General features: G+C 67.0%; 11 protein-coding genes and 2 rRNA genes. 12 read left to right on the top strand and 1 reads right to left on the bottom strand.

The window, feature by feature from the left end; translation table 11 throughout:
• Nucleotides 1-170: 170 nt before the first annotated feature.
• Nucleotides 171-1,040, bottom strand: a complete 870-nt coding sequence (locus tag AHOG_RS19230) for an alpha/beta hydrolase (RefSeq protein WP_093942583.1) — start codon at nt 1,038-1,040, stop codon at nt 171-173.
• Nucleotides 1,041-1,543: 503 nt separating this feature from the next.
• Here AHOG_RS19230 and AHOG_RS19220 point away from each other — a divergent pair.
• The 12 genes from AHOG_RS19220 to AHOG_RS19160 all read left to right on the top strand — a co-directional run bounded on the left by AHOG_RS19220 (nt 1,544) and on the right by AHOG_RS19160 (nt 18,771).
• Nucleotides 1,544-2,596, top strand: coding sequence for a sigma-70 family RNA polymerase sigma factor (locus tag AHOG_RS19220; RefSeq protein WP_245856325.1), 1,053 nt, complete (start codon nt 1,544-1,546; stop codon nt 2,594-2,596).
• Between the two features lie 197 nt (nt 2,597-2,793).
• Nucleotides 2,794-3,822, top strand: coding sequence for an N-acetyl-gamma-glutamyl-phosphate reductase (argC, locus tag AHOG_RS19215; protein WP_093944615.1), 1,029 nt, complete (start codon nt 2,794-2,796; stop codon nt 3,820-3,822).
• The gene (gene argJ, locus AHOG_RS19210; RefSeq protein ID WP_093942581.1) at nt 3,819-5,030 is read left to right on the top strand and encodes a bifunctional glutamate N-acetyltransferase/amino-acid acetyltransferase ArgJ; all 1,212 of its coding nucleotides are present in this window, start codon (nt 3,819-3,821) and stop codon (nt 5,028-5,030) included. The genes argC and argJ overlap by 4 nt, the downstream gene beginning before the upstream one ends.
• Nucleotides 5,027-5,947, top strand: a complete 921-nt coding sequence (gene argB / locus AHOG_RS19205; protein WP_093942580.1) for an acetylglutamate kinase — start codon at nt 5,027-5,029, stop codon at nt 5,945-5,947. The genes argJ and argB overlap by 4 nt, the downstream gene beginning before the upstream one ends.
• Nucleotides 5,944-7,164 (top strand): acetylornithine transaminase, encoded by a 1,221-nt coding sequence (locus AHOG_RS19200; protein WP_281258039.1) that lies wholly within the window; start codon nt 5,944-5,946, stop codon nt 7,162-7,164. The genes argB and AHOG_RS19200 overlap by 4 nt, the downstream gene beginning before the upstream one ends.
• On the top strand, nt 7,164-8,096 hold the full coding sequence (argF, locus tag AHOG_RS19195) for an ornithine carbamoyltransferase (protein WP_093942579.1): 933 nt from the start codon (nt 7,164-7,166) through the stop codon (nt 8,094-8,096). The genes AHOG_RS19200 and argF overlap by 1 nt, the downstream gene beginning before the upstream one ends.
• Complete coding sequence (locus AHOG_RS19190; protein WP_093942578.1) at nt 8,093-8,680, top strand: arginine repressor; 588 nt, start codon at nt 8,093-8,095, stop codon at nt 8,678-8,680. The genes argF and AHOG_RS19190 overlap by 4 nt, the downstream gene beginning before the upstream one ends.
• 772 nt (nt 8,681-9,452) lie before the next feature.
• Nucleotides 9,453-10,886, top strand: a complete 1,434-nt coding sequence (argH, locus tag AHOG_RS19180) for an argininosuccinate lyase (RefSeq protein WP_281258038.1) — start codon at nt 9,453-9,455, stop codon at nt 10,884-10,886.
• Complete coding sequence (locus AHOG_RS19175) at nt 10,883-11,554, top strand: DNA-3-methyladenine glycosylase (RefSeq protein WP_281258037.1); 672 nt, start codon at nt 10,883-10,885, stop codon at nt 11,552-11,554. Before argH ends, AHOG_RS19175 begins: the two co-directional genes overlap by 4 nt.
• A gap of 37 nt (nt 11,555-11,591) precedes the next feature.
• A complete protein-coding gene (tyrS, locus tag AHOG_RS19170; RefSeq protein ID WP_093944612.1) occupies nt 11,592-12,866 on the top strand; it encodes a tyrosine--tRNA ligase in 1,275 nt (424 codons plus the stop codon).
• 875 nt (nt 12,867-13,741) lie between these two features.
• Nucleotides 13,742-15,257: ribosomal RNA gene (locus tag AHOG_RS19165) — 16S ribosomal RNA — on the top strand.
• A 403-nt stretch (nt 15,258-15,660) separates the two neighbouring features.
• Nucleotides 15,661-18,771: ribosomal RNA gene (locus AHOG_RS19160) — 23S ribosomal RNA — on the top strand.
• The 16S and 23S rRNA genes sit together here, the layout of an rRNA operon.
• Nucleotides 18,772-18,792: the final 21 nt, after the last annotated feature.

Raw genomic sequence — 18,792 nt, 5'->3', positions numbered from 1 at the left:
GAGCAGACGAGGCGCCGTCCCACGAGCCGCCGCGGGTGACACGGCGGCGCCTGCCACGCTGCCGCCCGGTGGACGAGGCTCGTCGGCACCGTCCCGAGCACCCTCGCACCGCGATCCGGCGCCGTCGGCCATGGCACACCGGGCCGACGACCGTCCCGGAACGTCGGCGATCAAGCGAGCGAATCCAGGACGGCGGCGACCTCCGCCGCCCGATGCCAGAACGCCGCGTGGGTCGTGTGCAGCGTGTGGACGTCGAACCGGTTGTCCGGGGTCAGGGCGTCGGCCTCCGCGATCATCCGGTCCTGCATGGCCACGGGGATCGACCGGTCCTCGGTGAGTCGTAGGTAGCTGCGGGGTATCCGGCCCCACGTCTCGGCACGCACCCGGGAGTCGGCCGTCGCGATCGCCCTCGTCTCGTCTGAGTCCATCGTGTCGAGCATCGCGCGGAACTCGTCGTCGGTGGCATCGGCGGCCAGCGCGGCCTTCAGCGCCGCGAACGTCATCTCGTCGACGCCGCGCCAGTCGACCCGGAACGCACCGAGTTCGGCGGCGTCGCCGACCACCGGCAGGGGCGTCGCCTCCAGCAGGCTGTCGGCCTGCTCGGGCAGCAGACCGCACTCGGCCATGCTCGACGTGCTGACCGGGCACCACGCCGAGAGGTACACGACGCGGTCGATGATCTCGGGTGCGTCGTTGCCCACCCCGCCGATGATCGCGCCGCCCATGCTGAAGCCGAGCAGGATCACCGGTCCGTACTCGCGTACGCGGCGGACGTTGGTGATGACGTGCTCCACGGTCTGCTGAAAGGTCACGCCTGCCATCGGGGAGGGCTCGACCGCCAGCGCCGCCGCGTCCCGACGGCCGTGGAGGTAGGCGACGGGTCTGCCGGTGCCGTGCCCCGGCATGTCGAGGGCGAGTGAACGCCTGCCGCGCAGGGCGAGTTCACGCTGCAACGGAACGAACCCCGCCGCGCTGCCGCAGGTTCCGGAGACCAGGACGAAGGTCGGCTCCGGTCTCCCGGCCTGTGGTGCGGTGGTCATCTGCGAGTCCTGTCCTGGAGCTTCGTCGTCCCGATCCGGCGGTCGAGCGGACGGGTCGTGCCGGCCGTGTCGTCTCCCCGTGCGGAGGTCCGGCTCGCGAGCGGCCGGGCGGACCCTCTGTTCCGCCGGACCTGTCCGTTCCGTCGGACTCGGTGCCCGGCGATCCCGACGCCGACCGCGGATCGCCGCACTGTCGTGACGTGGCGATCGTGCCCGATCCCGTCGATCGTCGTCGGCGCGGCACCCCGGAGAGGACGCGGCGGGTCGCGTGACACGGCGTGCACGACATGGCTCGCCGCCGCCGAGGATCGCCCCGTCACCCGGTCTCCTCCCGGATCGCCTCGTTCGCCGTCGCCCTGGTGGGCTGCGTCCCGGTGGAGTGTGCCCCGGTGGCGTGCGCCGCAGGATGGTGAACAGTCGGAGTCGACGGCTATACAGGGGCCGACAGCAGGCCGGACTCCCGGACAGGGGCAGTCCGCAGGGCGAGGCAGAGGATGCGATCGATGACCAGCGTGCTCGGACGGCTCGACGGGAAGGGCGATTCCGGCGCCTGCCTCATGCGCGAGATCGATCCGTTTCGGGGGGAGCTGCTGGCGTACTGCTACCGAATGCTCGGCTCGATGCACGACGCCGAGGACGTCCTGCAGGAGACGATGCTGCGGGCCTGGCGGGGGCGGTCGGCCTTCGAGGGCCGGTCGAGCCTGCGGACCTGGTTCTATCGCATCGCGACACGGGCGTGTCTGACCGCGCTGGAACGCCGTGACAGGCGGCCGCTGCCCGTCGGGCTCGGCGGTGCGAGCGCAGATCCCGGCGGCCCGCTGGACGCTCGCCCGGAGGTGCCGTGGCTGGAGCCGATGCCCGATGCCGCGATCGCCCACGGCAGCGATCCGGCCGAGATCATCGGCGGTCGAGCGGGCATCCGGCTCGCCTTCATCGCCGTGCTTCAACACCTGACTCCTCGGCATCGTGCCGTGCTGATCCTGCGTGACGTGCTGTGCTGGCAGGCCGCGGAGGTCGCGGAGCTGCTCGACATGACGACGATCGCGGTGAACAGCGCGTTGCGGCGAGCCCGGGATCGGCTGGACGGACTGTCGATCGCTGAGCAGGATCTCGCCGAGCCCTCGGCCGCCGAGCAGCGCGCGGTCCTCACGCAGTACGTGGCGGCCTTCGAGGCCAAGGACGTCCACGCGGTCGTGCGGCTGCTCGCGCCCGATGCCGTCTGGGAGATGCCGCCGTTCGCCGCCTGGTATCGCGGCAGGCGAGACGTCGGCAGGCATCTGCTCGCGCGGTGCCCCGGCGGGCCCGGTGACTTCCGACTCCGTCAGACCCGGGCCAACGGGGCGCCATGTCTGGCGTTCTACCTGTTCGACGGGGCGACGGGTGATCATCGGCCGTTCGCCCTGCAGACGCTGACGCTCGGGAGCGCCGGGATCGCCCACGCGGTGATGTTCTTCGATCTGCGACTGTTCCGCGTCTTCGATCTCCCCCCGAGTCTGCCCGTGATCGCCGGGAGCGGGTCGGGCGCCGTCGTCCCGCCTGCGATGGACGGCCGGTGAGGTGCGGCCGCGCGTGGTCGGGACGGCGGCGGTCGCGCTCGGCGCCGCGGCGCGCGCCGTCCTGGGCCCGCCGCTCCTCGACGGCGAGTCCGCGGGTGTGGTCCGCGCCACCGGTCGCGTGAGGAACGGCGGGAGCCGCCGCGTGTCACCCGAAAAGTCGGTTGATTGACTTTGCACGACTGTGCATAATCATGCGCATGACAGTTCGAGTGGCGGTCGCCGGAGCCAGCGGATACGCGGGCGGGGAGCTGCTGCGGCTGCTTCTCACCCACCCGGAGGTCGAGATCGGCGCGCTCAGCGCGGGCGGCAGCGCGGGCACCCGGCTGGGTGCGCACCAGCCGCACCTCGGCCCGCTCGCGGAGCGAGTGCTCGTCGAGACCACCCCGGAGGCGCTGGCGGGCCATGACGTCGTGTTCCTCGCGCTGCCCCACGGCCATTCGGCCGCCCTCGCCGATCGACTCGACCCGGCGACGCTCGTCATCGACTGCGGCGCCGACTTCCGGCTCGCGGACTCGGCCGACTGGGAGCGGTGGTACGGCGGACCGCACGCGGGGCGGTGGCCCTACGGGCTGCCGGAGCTGCCGGGTGCCAGGGCGGCGCTCGTCGATGCCCGCCGGATCGCGGTGCCGGGCTGCTTTCCCACCACCACGCTGCTCGCGACCACTCCCGCGTTCGCCGCGGGCATCGTCGAGCCGGAACTCGTCGTGGTCGGCGTCACCGGCACCTCCGGCGCGGGACGCGCGCTCAAGCCGCATCTGATCGCGTCCGAGGTGCTGGGGTCCGCATCGGCGTACGGCGTCGGCGGTGTCCACCGGCACACCCCGGAGCTCACCGCGAACCTGAGCGCGGCGGCGGGCCGACCGGTGCGGGTGTCCTTCACTCCCGTGCTGGCACCGATGTCCCGCGGCATCCTCGCCACCTGCTCCGCTCCGATCGTCGACGGCCTGGAGGAACCGGCGGTGCGTGAGGTCTACGAGAAGGCCTACGCCGACGAGCCGTTCGTTCGGCTGCTGCCGACGGGAGCCTGGCCGACGACCGCCGCGACCATCGGCTCCAACGCCGTCCACCTTCAGCTTGCCGTCGATCAGGACGCGGGTCGTCTCGTCGTGGTCGCCGCGCTGGACAACCTCACCAAGGGCACGGCGGGCGGCGCCGTACAGAGCATGAACCTCGCACTCGGCCTGCCGGAAGCCACCGGCCTGAGCACCGTGGGAGTCGCACCATGAGCACCACATTCTCCGCCGAACTGGGCGACCTGCCCCTCGACCGCGGCCTCGGCGTCACAGCCTCGGCGGGTTTCCGCGCCGCAGGCGTCGCCGCGGGCATCAAGACCGGCGGCGCCAAGGACCTCGCGCTGCTGGTCAACGACGGCCCCGCCGATGTGGCGGCGGGCGTGTTCACCACCAACAAGGTCGTGGCCGCCCCGGTGCGCTGGTCACAGCAGGTCCTGAGTCACCATCGACTGCGTGCCGTGGTGCTGAACTCCGGCTGCGCCAATGCCTGTACCGGCCCGGAGGGCTTCCAGGACACCCACGCCACGGCGGAACGGGTGGCCGAGCTGCTGGAGATCGGCGCCGTCGACGTGGCGGTCTGCTCCACCGGGCTCATCGGCGAACGGCTGCCGATGGACGCGGTGCACGGCGGGGTGCGCACCGCGGTCGACGCGCTCTCCGGCGAGGCCCGGTCCGGGCTGGACGCGGCCACGGCGGTGATGACCACCGACACGGTCTCCAAGCAGGTCGCCTACCGGCATCCGGCGGGCTGGAGCATCGGCGGCCTGGCCAAGGGCGCGGGCATGTGCGCGCCGAACATGGCGACGATGCTCTCCCTCATCACGACCGACGCGGTGGTCGACGCCAAGCTGCTCGACTTCGCGCTGCGCGCCGCCGTCGAACGCACCTTCCACCGTCTCGACGTCGACGGCTCGACCTCCACCAACGACACCGTCCTGCTCTGCTCCTCCGGCGCCTCCCGGATCAGCCCGCCGCCGGGTGTCTTCACCGGTGCGCTCACGGAGGTGTGCGCCGACCTCGTGGAACAGTTGCAGCTCGATGCCGAGGGCGCGACGAAGCGAGTGCGGATCGAGGTCAGCGGCGCGGCAGGGGAGGGCGACGCGACGAGGGTCGCCCGCACCGTCGCCGAGGACCACCTCGTCGGCACCGCCCTGTTCGGCTCCGATCCGAACTGGGGACGGATCGCCATGGCGGTCGGTCGGTCGGGAGCGGACGTCGATCCTGATCTGCTCGACATCAGCATCAACGGCGTCCTGCTCTGCAAGAACGGCGCCAAGGCCGCCGAACGTGACACGGCCGACCTGTCCGGTACGGACATCGAGGTGCGCATCGACCTCAACCTGGGCGAGAACAGCACCACGGTGCTCACCACCGATCTCTCCCATGCCTACGTCGAAGAGAACAGCGCGTACTCGTCATGAGCGGGACAGACGATCCGGCAGTGGAGCGGGACAGGCTTGCCGACGCGGGTGCCAAGGCCGCCGTGCTGGTCGAGGCACTGCCGTGGCTACAGCGGTTCAACGGCGCCACGGTCGTGGTGAAGTACGGCGGCAACGCCATGGTCGACGAGAACCTCAAACGGATCTTCGCGCAGGACATGGTGTTCCTGCGGCTGGCGGGCCTGCACCCCGTGGTCGTGCACGGCGGCGGACCGCAGATCAGCACGATGCTCGATCGACTCGGCATCGCAGGAGAGTTCCGAGGCGGCCTGCGTGTCACGACGCCGGAGACGATGGACGTCGTCCGCATGGTGCTGTTCGGCCAGGTCGGCCGCGAGCTGGTCGGGCTGATGAACGCCCACGGGCCGTACGCGGTCGGCATCTCCGGCGAGGACGCACAGCTCTTCACCGCTCGGCGTCGGGGTGCGGTCGTGGACGGCGTGTCGGTCGACATCGGCCTCGTCGGCGACGTGGCGACGGTGAATCCCGACGCGGTGCTGGACATCATCCGTGCGGGGCGGATCCCGGTCGTCTCCACGGTCGCCCCGGACGTCGACGGCGTGGTGCACAACGTCAACGCCGACACCGCCGCCGCCGCACTCGCGGTGGCACTGGACGCCGCGAAACTGGTGGTGCTCACCGATGTCGAGGGCCTCTACGCCGACTGGCCCGACCGTTCCTCACTGATCGATCGGCTGACCGCGGCCGAGCTCGAACGGCTGCTTCCGGAGCTGGACAGCGGGATGCGGCCCAAGATGGAGGCGTGCCTGCGGGCGGTGCGGGGCGGCGTGCCCCGCGCCCACGTCATCGACGGACGCCTTGCCCACTCCGTCCTGCTGGAGGTCTTCACCAGCCAGGGCGTCGGAACGATGGTGATCCCAGAGGAGGGTGACCGGTGACCACTCGGCAGTCCGGTAACGAGGCGGGGGCGCGGCGCTGGAGCGCCGCCCTGATGAACAACTACGGCACCCCTGCCGTCACCTTGGAGCGCGGAGCGGGCAGCCATGTCTGGGACGCCGACGGCAGGCGCTATCTGGATCTCTTCGGTGGCATCGCGGTCAACGTCCTCGGCCACGCTCATCCGGCGATCGTCGACGCGGTCACCCGCCAGGTCGGCACCCTGGGGCACACCTCCAACTTCTTCGCCACCGGCCCGGCCGTCGAACTGGCTGAGACGCTCCTGCGGCTCACCGGCTTCGGCGACCAGGGTCGAGTCCTGTTGTGCAACTCGGGCACCGAGGCCGTCGAGGCGGCCTTCAAGATCGCTCGCCGCACCGGCCGTCCGAACATCATCGCCACGCGGAACTCGTTCCACGGCCGGACGATGGGCGCCCTCGCCCTCACCGGTCAGGCGTCGAAGCGCACCCCGTTCGAGCCGTTGCCCGCAGGCGTGAGCCATGTTCCGTTCGGCGATGTCGAGGCGATCCGTGCGGCGGTGGACGACCAGACCGCCGCGGTCGTCCTCGAACCCGTTCAGGGTGAGGCGGGAGTGGTGCTGCCGCCGGAGGGCTACCTGCGAGCGGTACGCGAGATCACCGCCGAGCACGGCGCACTGCTGGTGATCGACGAGGTGCAGACGGGTGTCGGCCGTACCGGCTCCTGGTTCGCCTTCCAGCGTGAAGGGATCACGCCCGACGTCCTCACCATCGCCAAGCAGCTCGGTGGGGGCCTGCCGATCGGGGCGTGCATCGCTGTCGGCCCGTCGGCACAACTACTGACTCCCGGGCTGCACGGCACGACGTTCGGTGGCAATCCGGTGTGCTGCGCCGCGGCGCTCGCCGTGCTGCGGACCGTCGCCGAGGAGGGCTTGCTGGACAACGTGGACCGCGTCGGCAAGGTGCTGACCGCCGGAATCGAGAGTCTGGAGCACCCGTTGCTGGCCGGCGTTCGGGGCAGCGGTCTGCTGATCGGCGTCCTGCTGAACCGGCCGGTGGCGCCGCAGGTGGCCGAGGCGGCGCGTGCGGCGGGATATCTGGTCAATCCGACCCAGCCGGACGTCCTCCGGCTCGCCCCGCCCTTGATCCTGACCAGCGACGAGGCAGAGGGCTTCGTCCGTGACCTTCCCGCAGTGCTCGACGCAGCGACACCGGCGGACGAGAAGGAGAGTGGTGACTGATGCCGCGGCATTTCCTGCGGGACGACGACTTGAGCCCTGCTGAGCAGGCCGAGGTCCTCGATCTCGCCGACGAACTGAAGAAGCAGCCACTCGGCAGGCAGACGTTGGCCGGACCGCAGTCGGTGGCCGTGCTCTTCGAGAAGAACTCCACCCGCACCAGGCTGTCCTTCGAAGCAGGCATCGCCCAGCTCGGCGGACACCCCATCACGGTGGACGGCCGAAGCATGCAGCTGGGTCGGGAGGAGACGATCGAGGACACGTCCCGCGTCCTCTCGCGTTATGTCGCCGCCGTCGTCTGGCGGACGTTCGCACAGGCGAGGATCGAGGCCATGGCCTCGGTGTCCGCCGTGCCGGTGATCAACGCGCTCACCGACGACTTCCACCCCTGCCAGGTGCTTGCCGACCTGCAGACCATTCGGGAGCGGCACGGTGCACTGGCCGGGCTCACCATGACCTTCCTCGGTGACGGCGCCAACAACATGGCCCATTCGCTGATGCTCGGCGGCGCCACGGCGGGCATGCACGTGCGGATCGCGGCGCCGAAGGGATTCGACCCGAAAGCCTCGGTACTCACCGACGCCCGGTGTCGCGCCGAGCAGACCGGTGGTTCGGTCACCGTGTTCCACGAACCGGCTGCGGCAGCCGAGGGCTCGAACGTCCTGGTCACGGACACCTGGAGCTCCATGGGCCAGGAGAACGACGGGAAGGACCGCGTCGGTCCGTTCCGGCCGTATCAGATCGACGGGGCACTGCTGTCCAAGGCCGATCCGGGTGCGATCGTCCTGCACTGCCTGCCCGCGCATCGCGGTTGGGAGATCACCGACGAGGTGATCGACGGCCCGGCCAGCGTGGTGTGGGACGAGGCGGAGAACCGTCTGCACGCGCAGAAGGCGCTGCTGTGCTGGCTGTTGGCCGAGGAGAGACGGCGATGACCGAACCACGCGGGAGCACCGCCCCGACGCGCGTCGCCCGACAGGCACGGATCGTCGCGCTCGTCACCCAGCGGGCGGTACGCAGTCAGGCGGAGCTGGCGCGGCTGCTCGCCACCGAGGGCATCGAGGTCACGCAGGCGACGCTGTCCCGAGATCTCGACGAGCTGGGCGCCGTGAAGCTGCGTGGCGCCGACGGCGGCGCGGCCGTCTACCTCATTCCCGAGGACGGCAGTCCGGTGCGCGGCCTGGAAGGCGGCACGTCCCGGCTGGGCAGGCTGTTGAACGAGTTGCTCGTCTCCGTCGACTCCTCCCAGAATCTGGCCGTGCTGCGAACTCCGCCGGGAGCGGCGCAGTTCCTGGCCAGCGCGCTGGATCGGGCCGCGCTACACGATGTGGTCGGCACCATCGCGGGCGACGACACTCTGCTGGTGGTCGCTCGGGAGCCGCTGCGCGGTGCCGAGCTGGCGGAGCGGCTCGCCGAGCTGGCGAAGCGAGCGGACAGCGGCGTCCCGGGCCCCTCACAGGTGGAGCGCGGCCTGGCGGAGGAGCTCAGGCGGCACCACGGTGATCAGGAGCGGCACTGAGGTGATCGAGGGCGTCAGCGGTATGCCGGTCGCGAACCTCTGACCGGCGTCTCCTCCGCGGGCCGCAGGCCGCCGAAGGCGGTGGCCGATCGGCTGGCTCGGGTGAGCGGGCGGCACCCGGCCACCGCGGCCGGGTGCCGCCGCCGTGGTTCGACTGTCGCGTCGTCCGGAAGCGCTCATCCGGCGAGACCGGTCGTCACGAGCGGCGGATCGTCGCTGCGGCGGGTCTCCCTCGCGGCAACCGACACCCGGCACCGAAGGGCGGCCGGTCACCCGAGATCTCGGCGGGACGCCTCACCGGCCCGCCCGGTGCCCGCCGACCACGGGCCGCGTCGATCACGGTGTCCGGCCGACTACGGTGGCGGGCCAGACACGGTGGCAGACCGGCTACGGTGGCGGGCCGAACACGACGCAGGCCGAATCGGTGTCGAGGCGAGCGACGGTGCTCGTCGCCATCCGGTGTGACGCCGTGTTCGTCCGTGAAGTCGATCATCGTGTTGAATTGATCATCACGGCCCGCACGATGCGCTCAGGTACCCCGTAGCCGCCGGGCCGAGCCGACGGCTGTCGGCTGCCGCCCATACCGTGGCGTCGACGGCCGACGAGGGGAGCGGATCCCCGACAGACGAGCCGACAGGGCTCGGGCCACACACCAGTGCCGGAGATTCCCGGTCGGGCCACCTGCTCGACCGGGACGGTCCCGCGACTGTGATAGTTCGACGACAGCGTGGTCCCCTGCGACCGCACGGCGTGAGAAGACGAGGAATGCACTGTGAGTGACTCCAGCGGCTCGACAACTCGCCTCTGGGGCGGCCGATTCAGCTCCGGCCCGGCGGCGGCGATGGCGGCACTGAGCGACTCCACCCATTTCGACTGGGTGCTCGCGCCCTACGACCTGGCGGGCTCCCGGGCGCACGCACGGGTGCTGCACCGAGCGGGCCTGCTCAGCACGGACGAGCTGACGCGCATGCACGAGGGCCTGGATCGACTGGCCGCCGACGTCGCCAACGGCGACTTCACCCCGACCAGGGCCGACGAAGACGTGCACACCGCTCTGGAGCGCGGCCTGGTGGAACGGGTGGGGCCGGAGCTCGGGGGCAGGCTCCGGGCGGGGCGGTCTCGCAACGACCAGGTGGCGACGCTGTTCCGCATGTGGCTGCGGGACGGCGCACGCCGCGTGGCCACGGGCGCGCTCGACGTCGTGGCGGCGCTGCTCGATCAGGCCGCGGCCCATCCGGGGGCCGTGATGCCGGGGCGGACCCACCTCCAGCATGCCCAGCCCGTGCTGCTGGCCCATCATCTGCTCGCCCACGGACAGGCGTTGGTTCGTGACGTCGCCCGGCTGCGGGACTGGGATCTGCGTACCGCGGTGTCCCCGTACGGCTCCGGTGCGCTCGCGGGCTCCTCGCTCGGCCTCGATCCGGCCGCGGTCGCCGAGGAGCTGGGCTTCGACGCCCCGGTGGAGAACTCCATCGACGGCACCGCGTCACGGGATTTCGCCGCGGAGGCGGCCTTCGTGCTCGCGATGCTCGGCGTCGACCTCTCCCGTATCGCGGAGGAGGTCATCGTCTGGACGACGGCGGAGTTCGGCTACGCGGTCCTGGACGACGCGTGGTCCACCGGAAGCTCGATCATGCCGCAGAAGAAGAACCCCGATGTGGCGGAGCTGGCCAGGGGGAAGTCCGGCAGGCTCATCGGCAACCTGACCGGGCTGCTCGCCACGCTCAAGGCGCAGCCGTTGGCGTACAACCGGGACCTCCAGGAGGACAAGGAGCCGCTCTTCGACTCCGTCGCCCAGCTGGAGCTGCTGCTGCCCTCGGTGGCCGGAATGCTGGGCACCCTGCGCTTCGACGTGGCGCGGATGGCCGAGCTGGCCCCCGCCGGATTCACTCTCGCCACCGATGTCGCCGAGTGGCTGGTGCGGGCAGGCGTGCCGTTCCGGGTCGCCCACGAGGCCGCGGGCGCGTGTGTCCGGGCTGCTGAGGCACGGGGGGTAGGCCTGGCCGATCTCACCGACGCGGAGCTCGGCGAGATCTCGCCCGCGCTGACGCCGAAGGTGCGCGAGGTGCTGGATGTGGCGGGTTCGATCGCCTCGCGGGACGCGCACGGCGGAACGGCGCCGCGGCGCGTGGCCGAGCAGTTCTCCCGACTCACCGCCGTGGTGGCCGACCATCGGGCCTGGGCGGCGATACCGGTGATCCCGTGACCGTCGGCCCTGAGACGTCCGGTGCCCTGGTGACCAGGGACGAGATGGCGATCGATCCGGTGGTGGCCGCGCGGCGACTGCTGGGCTGCGTGGTCGAGTCGCGGTTGTCCGTGGCGGATGGCGACGCGGAGCCGGTCGCCGTGCGACTGGTGGAGGTCGAGGCCTACCGGGGCGCCGACGACCCGGCGTCCCACTGCTATCGGGGGCGGACCGCACGGAACGAGGTCATGTTCGGCCCGGCCGGGCACCTCTACGTCTACTTCGTCTACGGCATGCATTTCTGCGCCAACGTCGTCTGCCTCACGGACGGGGTCGCGGGTGCCGTGCTGCTTCGTGGTGCGGAGGTGATCAGCGGCGTCGAGACGGCTCGTGCGCGTCGCGCCACCGCCCGCAGCGACGCCGAACTGGCGAGGGGACCGGCCAGGCTGACGTCCACGCTGGGCCTGCACCGGGCCCATGACGGCATCGACCTGACGGACCCGGACTCACCCGTGCGGCTGCGATGGGGGACCGCGGTCCCCGCCGCCTCGGTACGCAACGGGCCTCGCGTCGGCGTCGCCTCGGCGATCGGGACACCGTGGCGTTTCTGGGTGGACGGGTCGAGCGCGGTGAGCAGCTACCGGCGGGGAGGTCGGCGACGGACCCCGGCCCTCGAGCGGCAAGGGTGAGCCTGGCCCGCCCGTCCTGATGAGGCAGAATGCGGACGTGAGCGAGCACATCATCGACGAGTTGTCCTGGCGCGGTCTGATCGCGCAGTCCACCGACTCGGCCGCTCTGCGGCGGGCCCTCGACGACGGGCCCGTCACGCTCTATTCAGGTTTCGACCCGACCGGGCCGAGCCTGCACGCAGGGCATCTGGTCCCGCTCCTCACGCTGCGCCGTTTCCAGCTCGCCGGGCATCGGCCGATCCTGCTGGCGGGTGGAGCCACCGGCATGATCGGCGACCCACGCGACGTGGGGGAGCGAACGCTGAACAGCGTGGACACGGTCTCGGACTGGGTGGTGCGCCTCCGAGGCCAGCTGGAGCGTTTCGTCGATTTCGACGATGCGACCACGGGGGCGTTGACCGAGAACAATCTGCACTGGACCGGCGAGATGACGGTCCTGGAGTTCCTGCGTGACGTCGGGAAGCACTTCCCGGTCAACACCCTGCTGTCCAGGGAGACGGTGAAGCGGCGGCTGGAGACGGACGGCATCTCCTACACCGAGTTCAGCTACCTGCTGCTCCAGTCCAACGACTTCCTCGAACTGTTCCGTCGGTACGGATGCACCTTGCAGATCGGCGGCTCGGATCAGTGGGGCAACATCGTCGGGGGCGTCGATCTGATCCGCCGGGTCACGGCTCAGGCCGCGCACGCCATGACGGTGCCTCTGGTCACCGACGCCGAGGGGCGCAAGTTCGGCAAGTCCACCGGGGGCGGCAGCGTCTGGCTCGACCCGACGATGACGTCGCCGTACGCCTGGTTCCAGTACTTCCTGAACACGGCCGACTCCGAGGTCGGTCGCTACCTCCGTCTGTTCACCTTCCTATCGAGGGAGGAGATCGAGGAGCTGGAGCAGGCGACCGCCGAGAAACCGGCTCTGCGACTGGCCCAGCGGCGGCTCGCCGACGAGATGACGACCCTGGTGCACGGCGCCGAGGAGACCCGGCGGGTCACGGCGGCCAGTTCGGCGCTGTTCGGCAGGGGAGAGCTGCGGGAGCTGGACGAGGCCACGCTGTCGTCGGCGATGGCCGAGGTTCCCGGCACGGAACTCGCCCTGACCGAGGAGGTGACGATCGTCGAGCTCCTGGTGGCCTCAGGGGTGGCGGCCAGCCGTGGCGCCGCCAGGCGCACGGTCGCCGAGGGCGGGGCTTACGTGAACAACGGCAGGATCACCGACGAGCAGTGGCGTCCTACCAGCGAGGATGTGCTTCCGGGCGGCTGGCTGGTGATTCGCCGTGGCAAGCGTCACATGGCGGGGATTCGAGTGTCGTCCTGAGTGGACCGGTCCGGCGGGAGTCTCCTGACCTGTGTGTTCCCGCCGGATCACGTCCGTGCCCCCGGATTTGACTTCGTGGTCGCCGGGGCGTAACTTTCATCAGGTCAGCGCGACGGTGACACGGAGGCCGCAGGCCCTCGGGAGATGTCGCGCGACCGGGCCGCGAACCAAGCTCCCGCCGCATGGTGGTAGAGTGGGTGGCCTCCGGAAAGCCAGTCGGGTACGATCTCAGCCCTCGGGTGAGTCTTCGTTCCTGCTGTGTTCAACGGGAAAAGCTTTGACAATAGACGGGTAGTATCGCGGTGCCGCTCGCTGGCAGGGTTCTCGGACCCCGGTGCGACGGCCTCGCATGGTGCTGCTAGGTTTCACCAGCACAACGCCGAGCACGGTGTCAGACTTTCGAGTCAGACAACGAGAGATTCGTCGAGGCATGGGTTCTGTCCCATCGTCGAGAGGTTTCTCGAGCCGGTATGGGATATTGAAATATGAATACGGTTCGGTTGGTGGTCGGTGCCTTGAGGGTGTTGGTCGTCGGTTGCTGAATCGGGTGTCCGCTTCGGTGGTTCTCCCGATTTGACAGACTGAAAATCGACTTGCTAAGGTTTCACCACAACGAGCCGAGAGAAACACTGAGTGGGATTGCCCGGCAGGGTGGTCTCGGGTGTGGCTCGCATGGTTTTGATAATGTATGAAGATGACGGCGTGGGCCGCTGAAGCTGCTTTCGGGTGGTGTGGGTGGTGGTGCGCGTGTTCTTTGAGAACTCAACAGTGTGTCGAGATAATAGCCAGCAGAGCTTGTTTGGTTGTATGATAATCCTCCGTGTGAGGATTCCTTTGAGATGTAAGATCAGTCATGGTCTGGTTCTCATCATTCATTGATGGAGAGTTTGATCCTGGCTCAGGACGAACGCTGGCGGCGTGCTTAACACATGCAAGTCGAGCGGTAAGGCCCTTCGGGGTACACGAGCGGCGAACGGGTGAGTAACACGTGGGTAACCTGCCCTGCACTTTGGGATAACCTCGGGAAACCGGGGCTAATACCGGATAGGACATGCCATCGCATGGTGGTGTGTGGAAAGTTCCGGCGGTGTGGGATGGGCCCGCGGCCTATCAGCTTGTTGGTGGGGTGATGGCCTACCAAGGCGACGACGGGTAGCCGGCCTGAGAGGGCGACCGGCCACACTGGGACTGAGACACGGCCCAGACTCCTACGGGAGGCAGCAGTGGGGAATATTGCGCAATGGGCGAAAGCCTGACGCAGCGACGCCGCGTGAGGGATGACTGCCTTCGGGTTGTAAACCTCTTTCAGCGCCGAAGAAGCGAAAGTGACGGTAGGCGCAGAAGAAGCACCGGCTAACTACGTGCCAGCAGCCGCGGTAATACGTAGGGTGCGAGCGTTGTCCGGAATTATTGGGCGTAAAGAGCTCGTAGGCGGTTTGTCGCGTCGGCTGTGAAAACCTGGGGCTTAACCCCGGGCGTGCAGTCGATACGGGCAGACTTGAGTTCGGCAGGGGAGACTGGAATTCCTGGTGTAGCGGTGAAATGCGCAGATATCAGGAGGAACACCGGTGGCGAAGGCGGGTCTCTGGGCCGATACTGACGCTGAGGAGCGAAAGCGTGGGGAGCGAACAGGATTAGATACCCTGGTAGTCCACGCCGTAAACGGTGGGCGCTAGGTGTGGGGGATTTCCACGTCCTCCGTGCCGTAGCTAACGCATTAAGCGCCCCGCCTGGGGAGTACGGCCGCAAGGCTAAAACTCAAAGGAATTGACGGGGGCCCGCACAAGCGGCGGAGCATGTGGATTAATTCGATGCAACGCGAAGAACCTTACCTGGGTTTGACATGCACCGGACAGCCTCAGAGATGGGGTTTCCGCAAGGTCGGTGTACAGGTGGTGCATGGCTGTCGTCAGCTCGTGTCGTGAGATGTTGGGTTAAGTCCCGCAACGAGCGCAACCCTTATTCCATGTTGCCAGCACGTGATGGTGGGGACTCATGGGAGACTGCCGGGGTCAACTCGGAGGAAGGTGGGGACGACGTCAAGTCATCATGCCCCTTATGTCCAGGGCTTCACACATGCTACAATGGCCGGTACAAAGGGCTGCTAAGCCGTGAGGTGGAGCGAATCCCAGAAAGCCGGTCTCAGTTCGGATCGGGGTCTGCAACTCGACCCCGTGAAGTCGGAGTCGCTAGTAATCGCAGATCAGCAACGCTGCGGTGAATACGTTCCCGGGCCTTGTACACACCGCCCGTCACGTCACGAAAGTCGGTAACACCCGAAGCCCATGGCCCAACCCGTGAGGGGGGGAGTGGTCGAAGGTGGGACTGGCGATTGGGACGAAGTCGTAACAAGGTAGCCGTACCGGAAGGTGCGGCTGGATCACCTCCTTTCTAAGGAGCATGACTCTCGCGTGGCCGCTGATGTCCAGTGTTTCTGGGTGTGGGTGGTCGGGTGGGGTTGGGTCGTCTGACTGCCCGTGTGTGGTGGTGGCGGCCTGCTCAGTGGATGTGGACTGTTGGTTATCTCGGGGTTGTCTGCTCTGGTTGTTCTGGTGAGTACTGTCTGCTGCTTCGGTGGTGGTCGTGGAAAGCGGGATGTCGGGGTGGGTGGTTTCGGGTCGGCACGCTGTTGGGTCCTGAGGGAACACGCCTTGTCGGGTGTGTTGTCTTCAGTTGCGAAGGAATGTCGGGTCGTCTGTGGCGGTCAAACTGCGCTCTGTGGGGGTGTGGGTGGTCGTGTGGCGGGTGGTCTGGTTGTTCTTTGAGAACTACACAGTGGACGCGAGCATCTTTGTGGCAAGTTAGTAAGGGCATACGGTGGATGCCTAGGCATCAGGAGCCGATGAAGGACGTAGGAGACTGCGATAATCCTCGGGGAGCTGTCAACCGAGCTATGATCCGAGGGTGTCCGAATGGGGAAACCCGGCATCCGTCATGGGGTGTCACCCGCACCTGAATATATAGGGTGTGTGGAGGGAACGCGGGGAAGTGAAACATCTCAGTACCCGTAGGAAGAGAAAACAACCGTGATTCCGTGAGTAGTGGCGAGCGAAAGCGGAAGAGGCTAAACCGTGTACGTGTGATACCTGGCAGGGGTTGCGTATGCGGGGTCGTGGGACCGACTGGTCAGTGCTGCCATGCTGGCAAGGAGTGAGAAAACGTTGTGGTTAGCGGAAGGTGTCTGGAAAGCACCGGCGTAGAGGGTGATACTCCCGTACGCGAAAACCTGGCGTCTCCTGGTCGTGTTCCCAAGTAGCAGCGAGCTCGTGGAATTTGCTGTGAATCTGGCGGGACCACCCGCTAAGCCTAAATACTTCCTGATGACCGATAGCGGACTAGTACCGTGAGGGAAAGGTGAAAAGTACCCCGGGAGGGGAGTGAAATAGTACCTGAACCCGTGTGCCTACAAGCCGTCAGAGCCTTTCGGGGTGATGGCGTGCCTTTTGAAGAATGAGCCTGCGAGTTAGTGATGTGTGGCGAGGTTAACCCGGGTGGGGTAGCCGTAGCGAAAGCGAGTCCTAAGAGGGCGTTGGAGTCGCATGTCCTAGACCCGAAGCGGAGTGATCTACCCATGGCCAGGGTGAAGCGCGGGTAAGACCGTGTGGAGGCCCGAACCCACCAGGGTTGAAAACCTGGGGGATGAGCTGTGGGTAGGGGTGAAAGGCCAGTCAAACTCCGTGATAGCTGGTTCTCCCCGAAATGCATTTAGGTGCAGCGTCACGTGTTTCTCATCTGAGGTAGAGCACTGGATGGCTAATGGGCCCTACAAGGTTACTGACGTCAGCCAAACTCCGAATGCGGGTGAGTGAGAGCGTGGCAGTGAGACTGCGGGGGATAAGCTTCGTAGTCGAGAGGGAAACAGCCCAGAACACCAGCTAAGGCCCCTAAGTGTGCGCTAAGTGGGAAAGGATGTGGGGTCGCCCAGACAACCAGGAGGTTGGCTTAGAAGCAGCCATCCTTTAAAGAGTGCGTAATAGCTCACTGGTCAAGTGGTCCTGCGCCGATAATGTAGCGGGGCTCAAGCGTACCGCCGAAGCTGTGTCATTCACATGTGTGCTCGGCCTGGCTTTCGGGTCAGGTCTAGGTGTGTGGATGGGTAGGGGAGCGTCGTGCATCGGGTGAAGCGGCCGTGTGAACGAGTCGTGGACGGTGTGCGAGTGAGAATGCAGGCATGAGTAGCGAAAGCAGAGTGAGAAACTCTGCCGCCGTATGACCAAGGGTTCCTGGGCCAGGTTATTCCGCCCAGGGTAAGTCGGGACCTAAGGCGAGGCCGACAGGCGTAGTCGATGGACAACGGGTTGATATTCCCGTACCCGTGTGGATGCGCCCATGGCGAGGCTGGTGATACTAACCGCCCGGATCATTGTTGCCCTTTCGGGGGTGGTGGTGGTCTGCGCGGGACCTGAGCTGGTAGTAGTCAAGTGATGGGGTGACGCAGGAGGGTAGCTCCGCCAGTGAGTGGTAGTACTGGTGTAAGCGTGTAGCCTGCTCTGATAGGTAAATCCGTTGGGGCGTGAAGGGTGAGACGTGATGCGTAGCCGAATGAGGCGAAGTAGAGTGATCCCATGCTGCCGAGAAAAGCCTCTAGCGAGTATCTTCGCGGCCCGTACCCCAAACCGACACAGGTGGTCAGGTAGAGTATACCGAGGCGATCGGGTGAACTGTGGTTAAGGAACTCGGCAAAATGCCCCCGTAACTTCGGGAGAAGGGGGGCCGTGTGGCGTGAAGCCCTTTTCGGGCTAGCGTTGTGTGGCCGCAGAGACCAGGGAGAAGCGACTGTTTATTAAAAACACAGGTCCGTGCGAAGTCGTAAGACGATGTATACGGACTGACGCCTGCCCGGTGCTGGAACGTTAAGGGGACCGCTTAGCTCTTCGGGGCGAAGGTGAGAACTTAAGCGCCAGTAAACGGCGGTGGTAACTATAACCATCCTAAGGTAGCGAAATTCCTTGTCGGGTAAGTTCCGACCTGCACGAATGGCGTAACGACTTCTCCGCTGTCTCAACCACAGGCCCGGCGAAATTGCATTACGAGTAAAGATGCTCGTTACGCGCGGCAGGACGGAAAGACCCCGGGACCTTTACTATAGCTTGGTATTGGTGTTCGGTTCGGCTTGTGTAGGATAGGTGGGAGACTGTGATGTGGTCACGCCAGTGGCTGCGGAGTCGTCGTTGAAATACCACTCTGGTCGTACTGGATGTCTAACCTCGGACCCTGATCGGGTTCAGGGACAGTGCCTGGTGGGTAGTTTAACTGGGGCGGTTGCCTCCCAAAGGGTAACGGAGGCGCCCAAAGGTTCCCTCAGCCTGGTTGGCAATCAGGTGTTGAGTGTAAGTGCACAAGGGAGCTTGACTGTGAGACTGACGGGTCGAGCAGGGACGAAAGTCGGGACTAGTGATCCGGCACTGGCTGGTGGAAGCGGTGTCGCTCAACGGATAAAAGGTACCCCGGGGATAACAGGCTGATCTTGCCCAAGAGTCCATATCGACGGCATGGTTTGGCACCTCGATGTCGGCTCGTCGCATCCTGGGGCTGGAGTAGGTCCCAAGGGTTGGGCTGTTCGCCCATTAAAGCGGCACGCGAGCTGGGTTTAGAACGTCGTGAGACAGTTCGGTCCCTATCCGCCGCGCGCGTAGGATACTTGCGGAAGGCTGTCCCTAGTACGAGAGGACCGGGATGGACGAACCTCTGGTGTGCCAGTTGTACCGCCAGGTGCATGGCTGGTTGGCTACGTTCGGGAGGGATAACCGCTGAAAGCATCTAAGCGGGAAGCCTGTTCCTAGATGAGGTGTCCCACCCCTTTGTGGGTTAAGGCCCCCAGCAGACCACTGGGTTGATAGGCCCGAGATGGAAGCCTGGTAACAGGTGGAGTTGACGGGTACTAATAGGCCGAGGACTTGCTATGAAGGTGCTACGCGTCCACTGT

This window comes from Actinoalloteichus hoggarensis (assembly GCF_002234535.1).
Classification (GTDB): Bacteria; Actinomycetota; Actinomycetes; order Mycobacteriales; family Pseudonocardiaceae; genus Actinoalloteichus_A; species Actinoalloteichus_A hoggarensis.
Note: the sequence above shows the minus strand (reverse complement) of the source record. Positions and strands in the feature narration are given on the sequence as shown.

Bases quoted from the DNA above. Each gene is read 5' to 3' on its own strand.
- AHOG_RS19230 (WP_093942583.1), bottom strand. From the start codon at position 1,040: ATGACCACCGCACCACAGGCCGGGAGACCGGAGCCGACCTTCGTCCTG.
- AHOG_RS19220 (WP_245856325.1), top strand. From the start codon at position 1,544: ATGACCAGCGTGCTCGGACGGCTCGACGGGAAGGGCGATTCCGGCGCC.
- argC (WP_093944615.1), top strand. From the start codon at position 2,794: ATGACAGTTCGAGTGGCGGTCGCCGGAGCCAGCGGATACGCGGGCGGG.
- argJ (WP_093942581.1), top strand. From the start codon at position 3,819: ATGAGCACCACATTCTCCGCCGAACTGGGCGACCTGCCCCTCGACCGC.
- argB (WP_093942580.1), top strand. From the start codon at position 5,027: ATGAGCGGGACAGACGATCCGGCAGTGGAGCGGGACAGGCTTGCCGAC.
- argF (WP_093942579.1), top strand. From the start codon at position 7,164: ATGCCGCGGCATTTCCTGCGGGACGACGACTTGAGCCCTGCTGAGCAG.
- AHOG_RS19190 (WP_093942578.1), top strand. From the start codon at position 8,093: ATGACCGAACCACGCGGGAGCACCGCCCCGACGCGCGTCGCCCGACAG.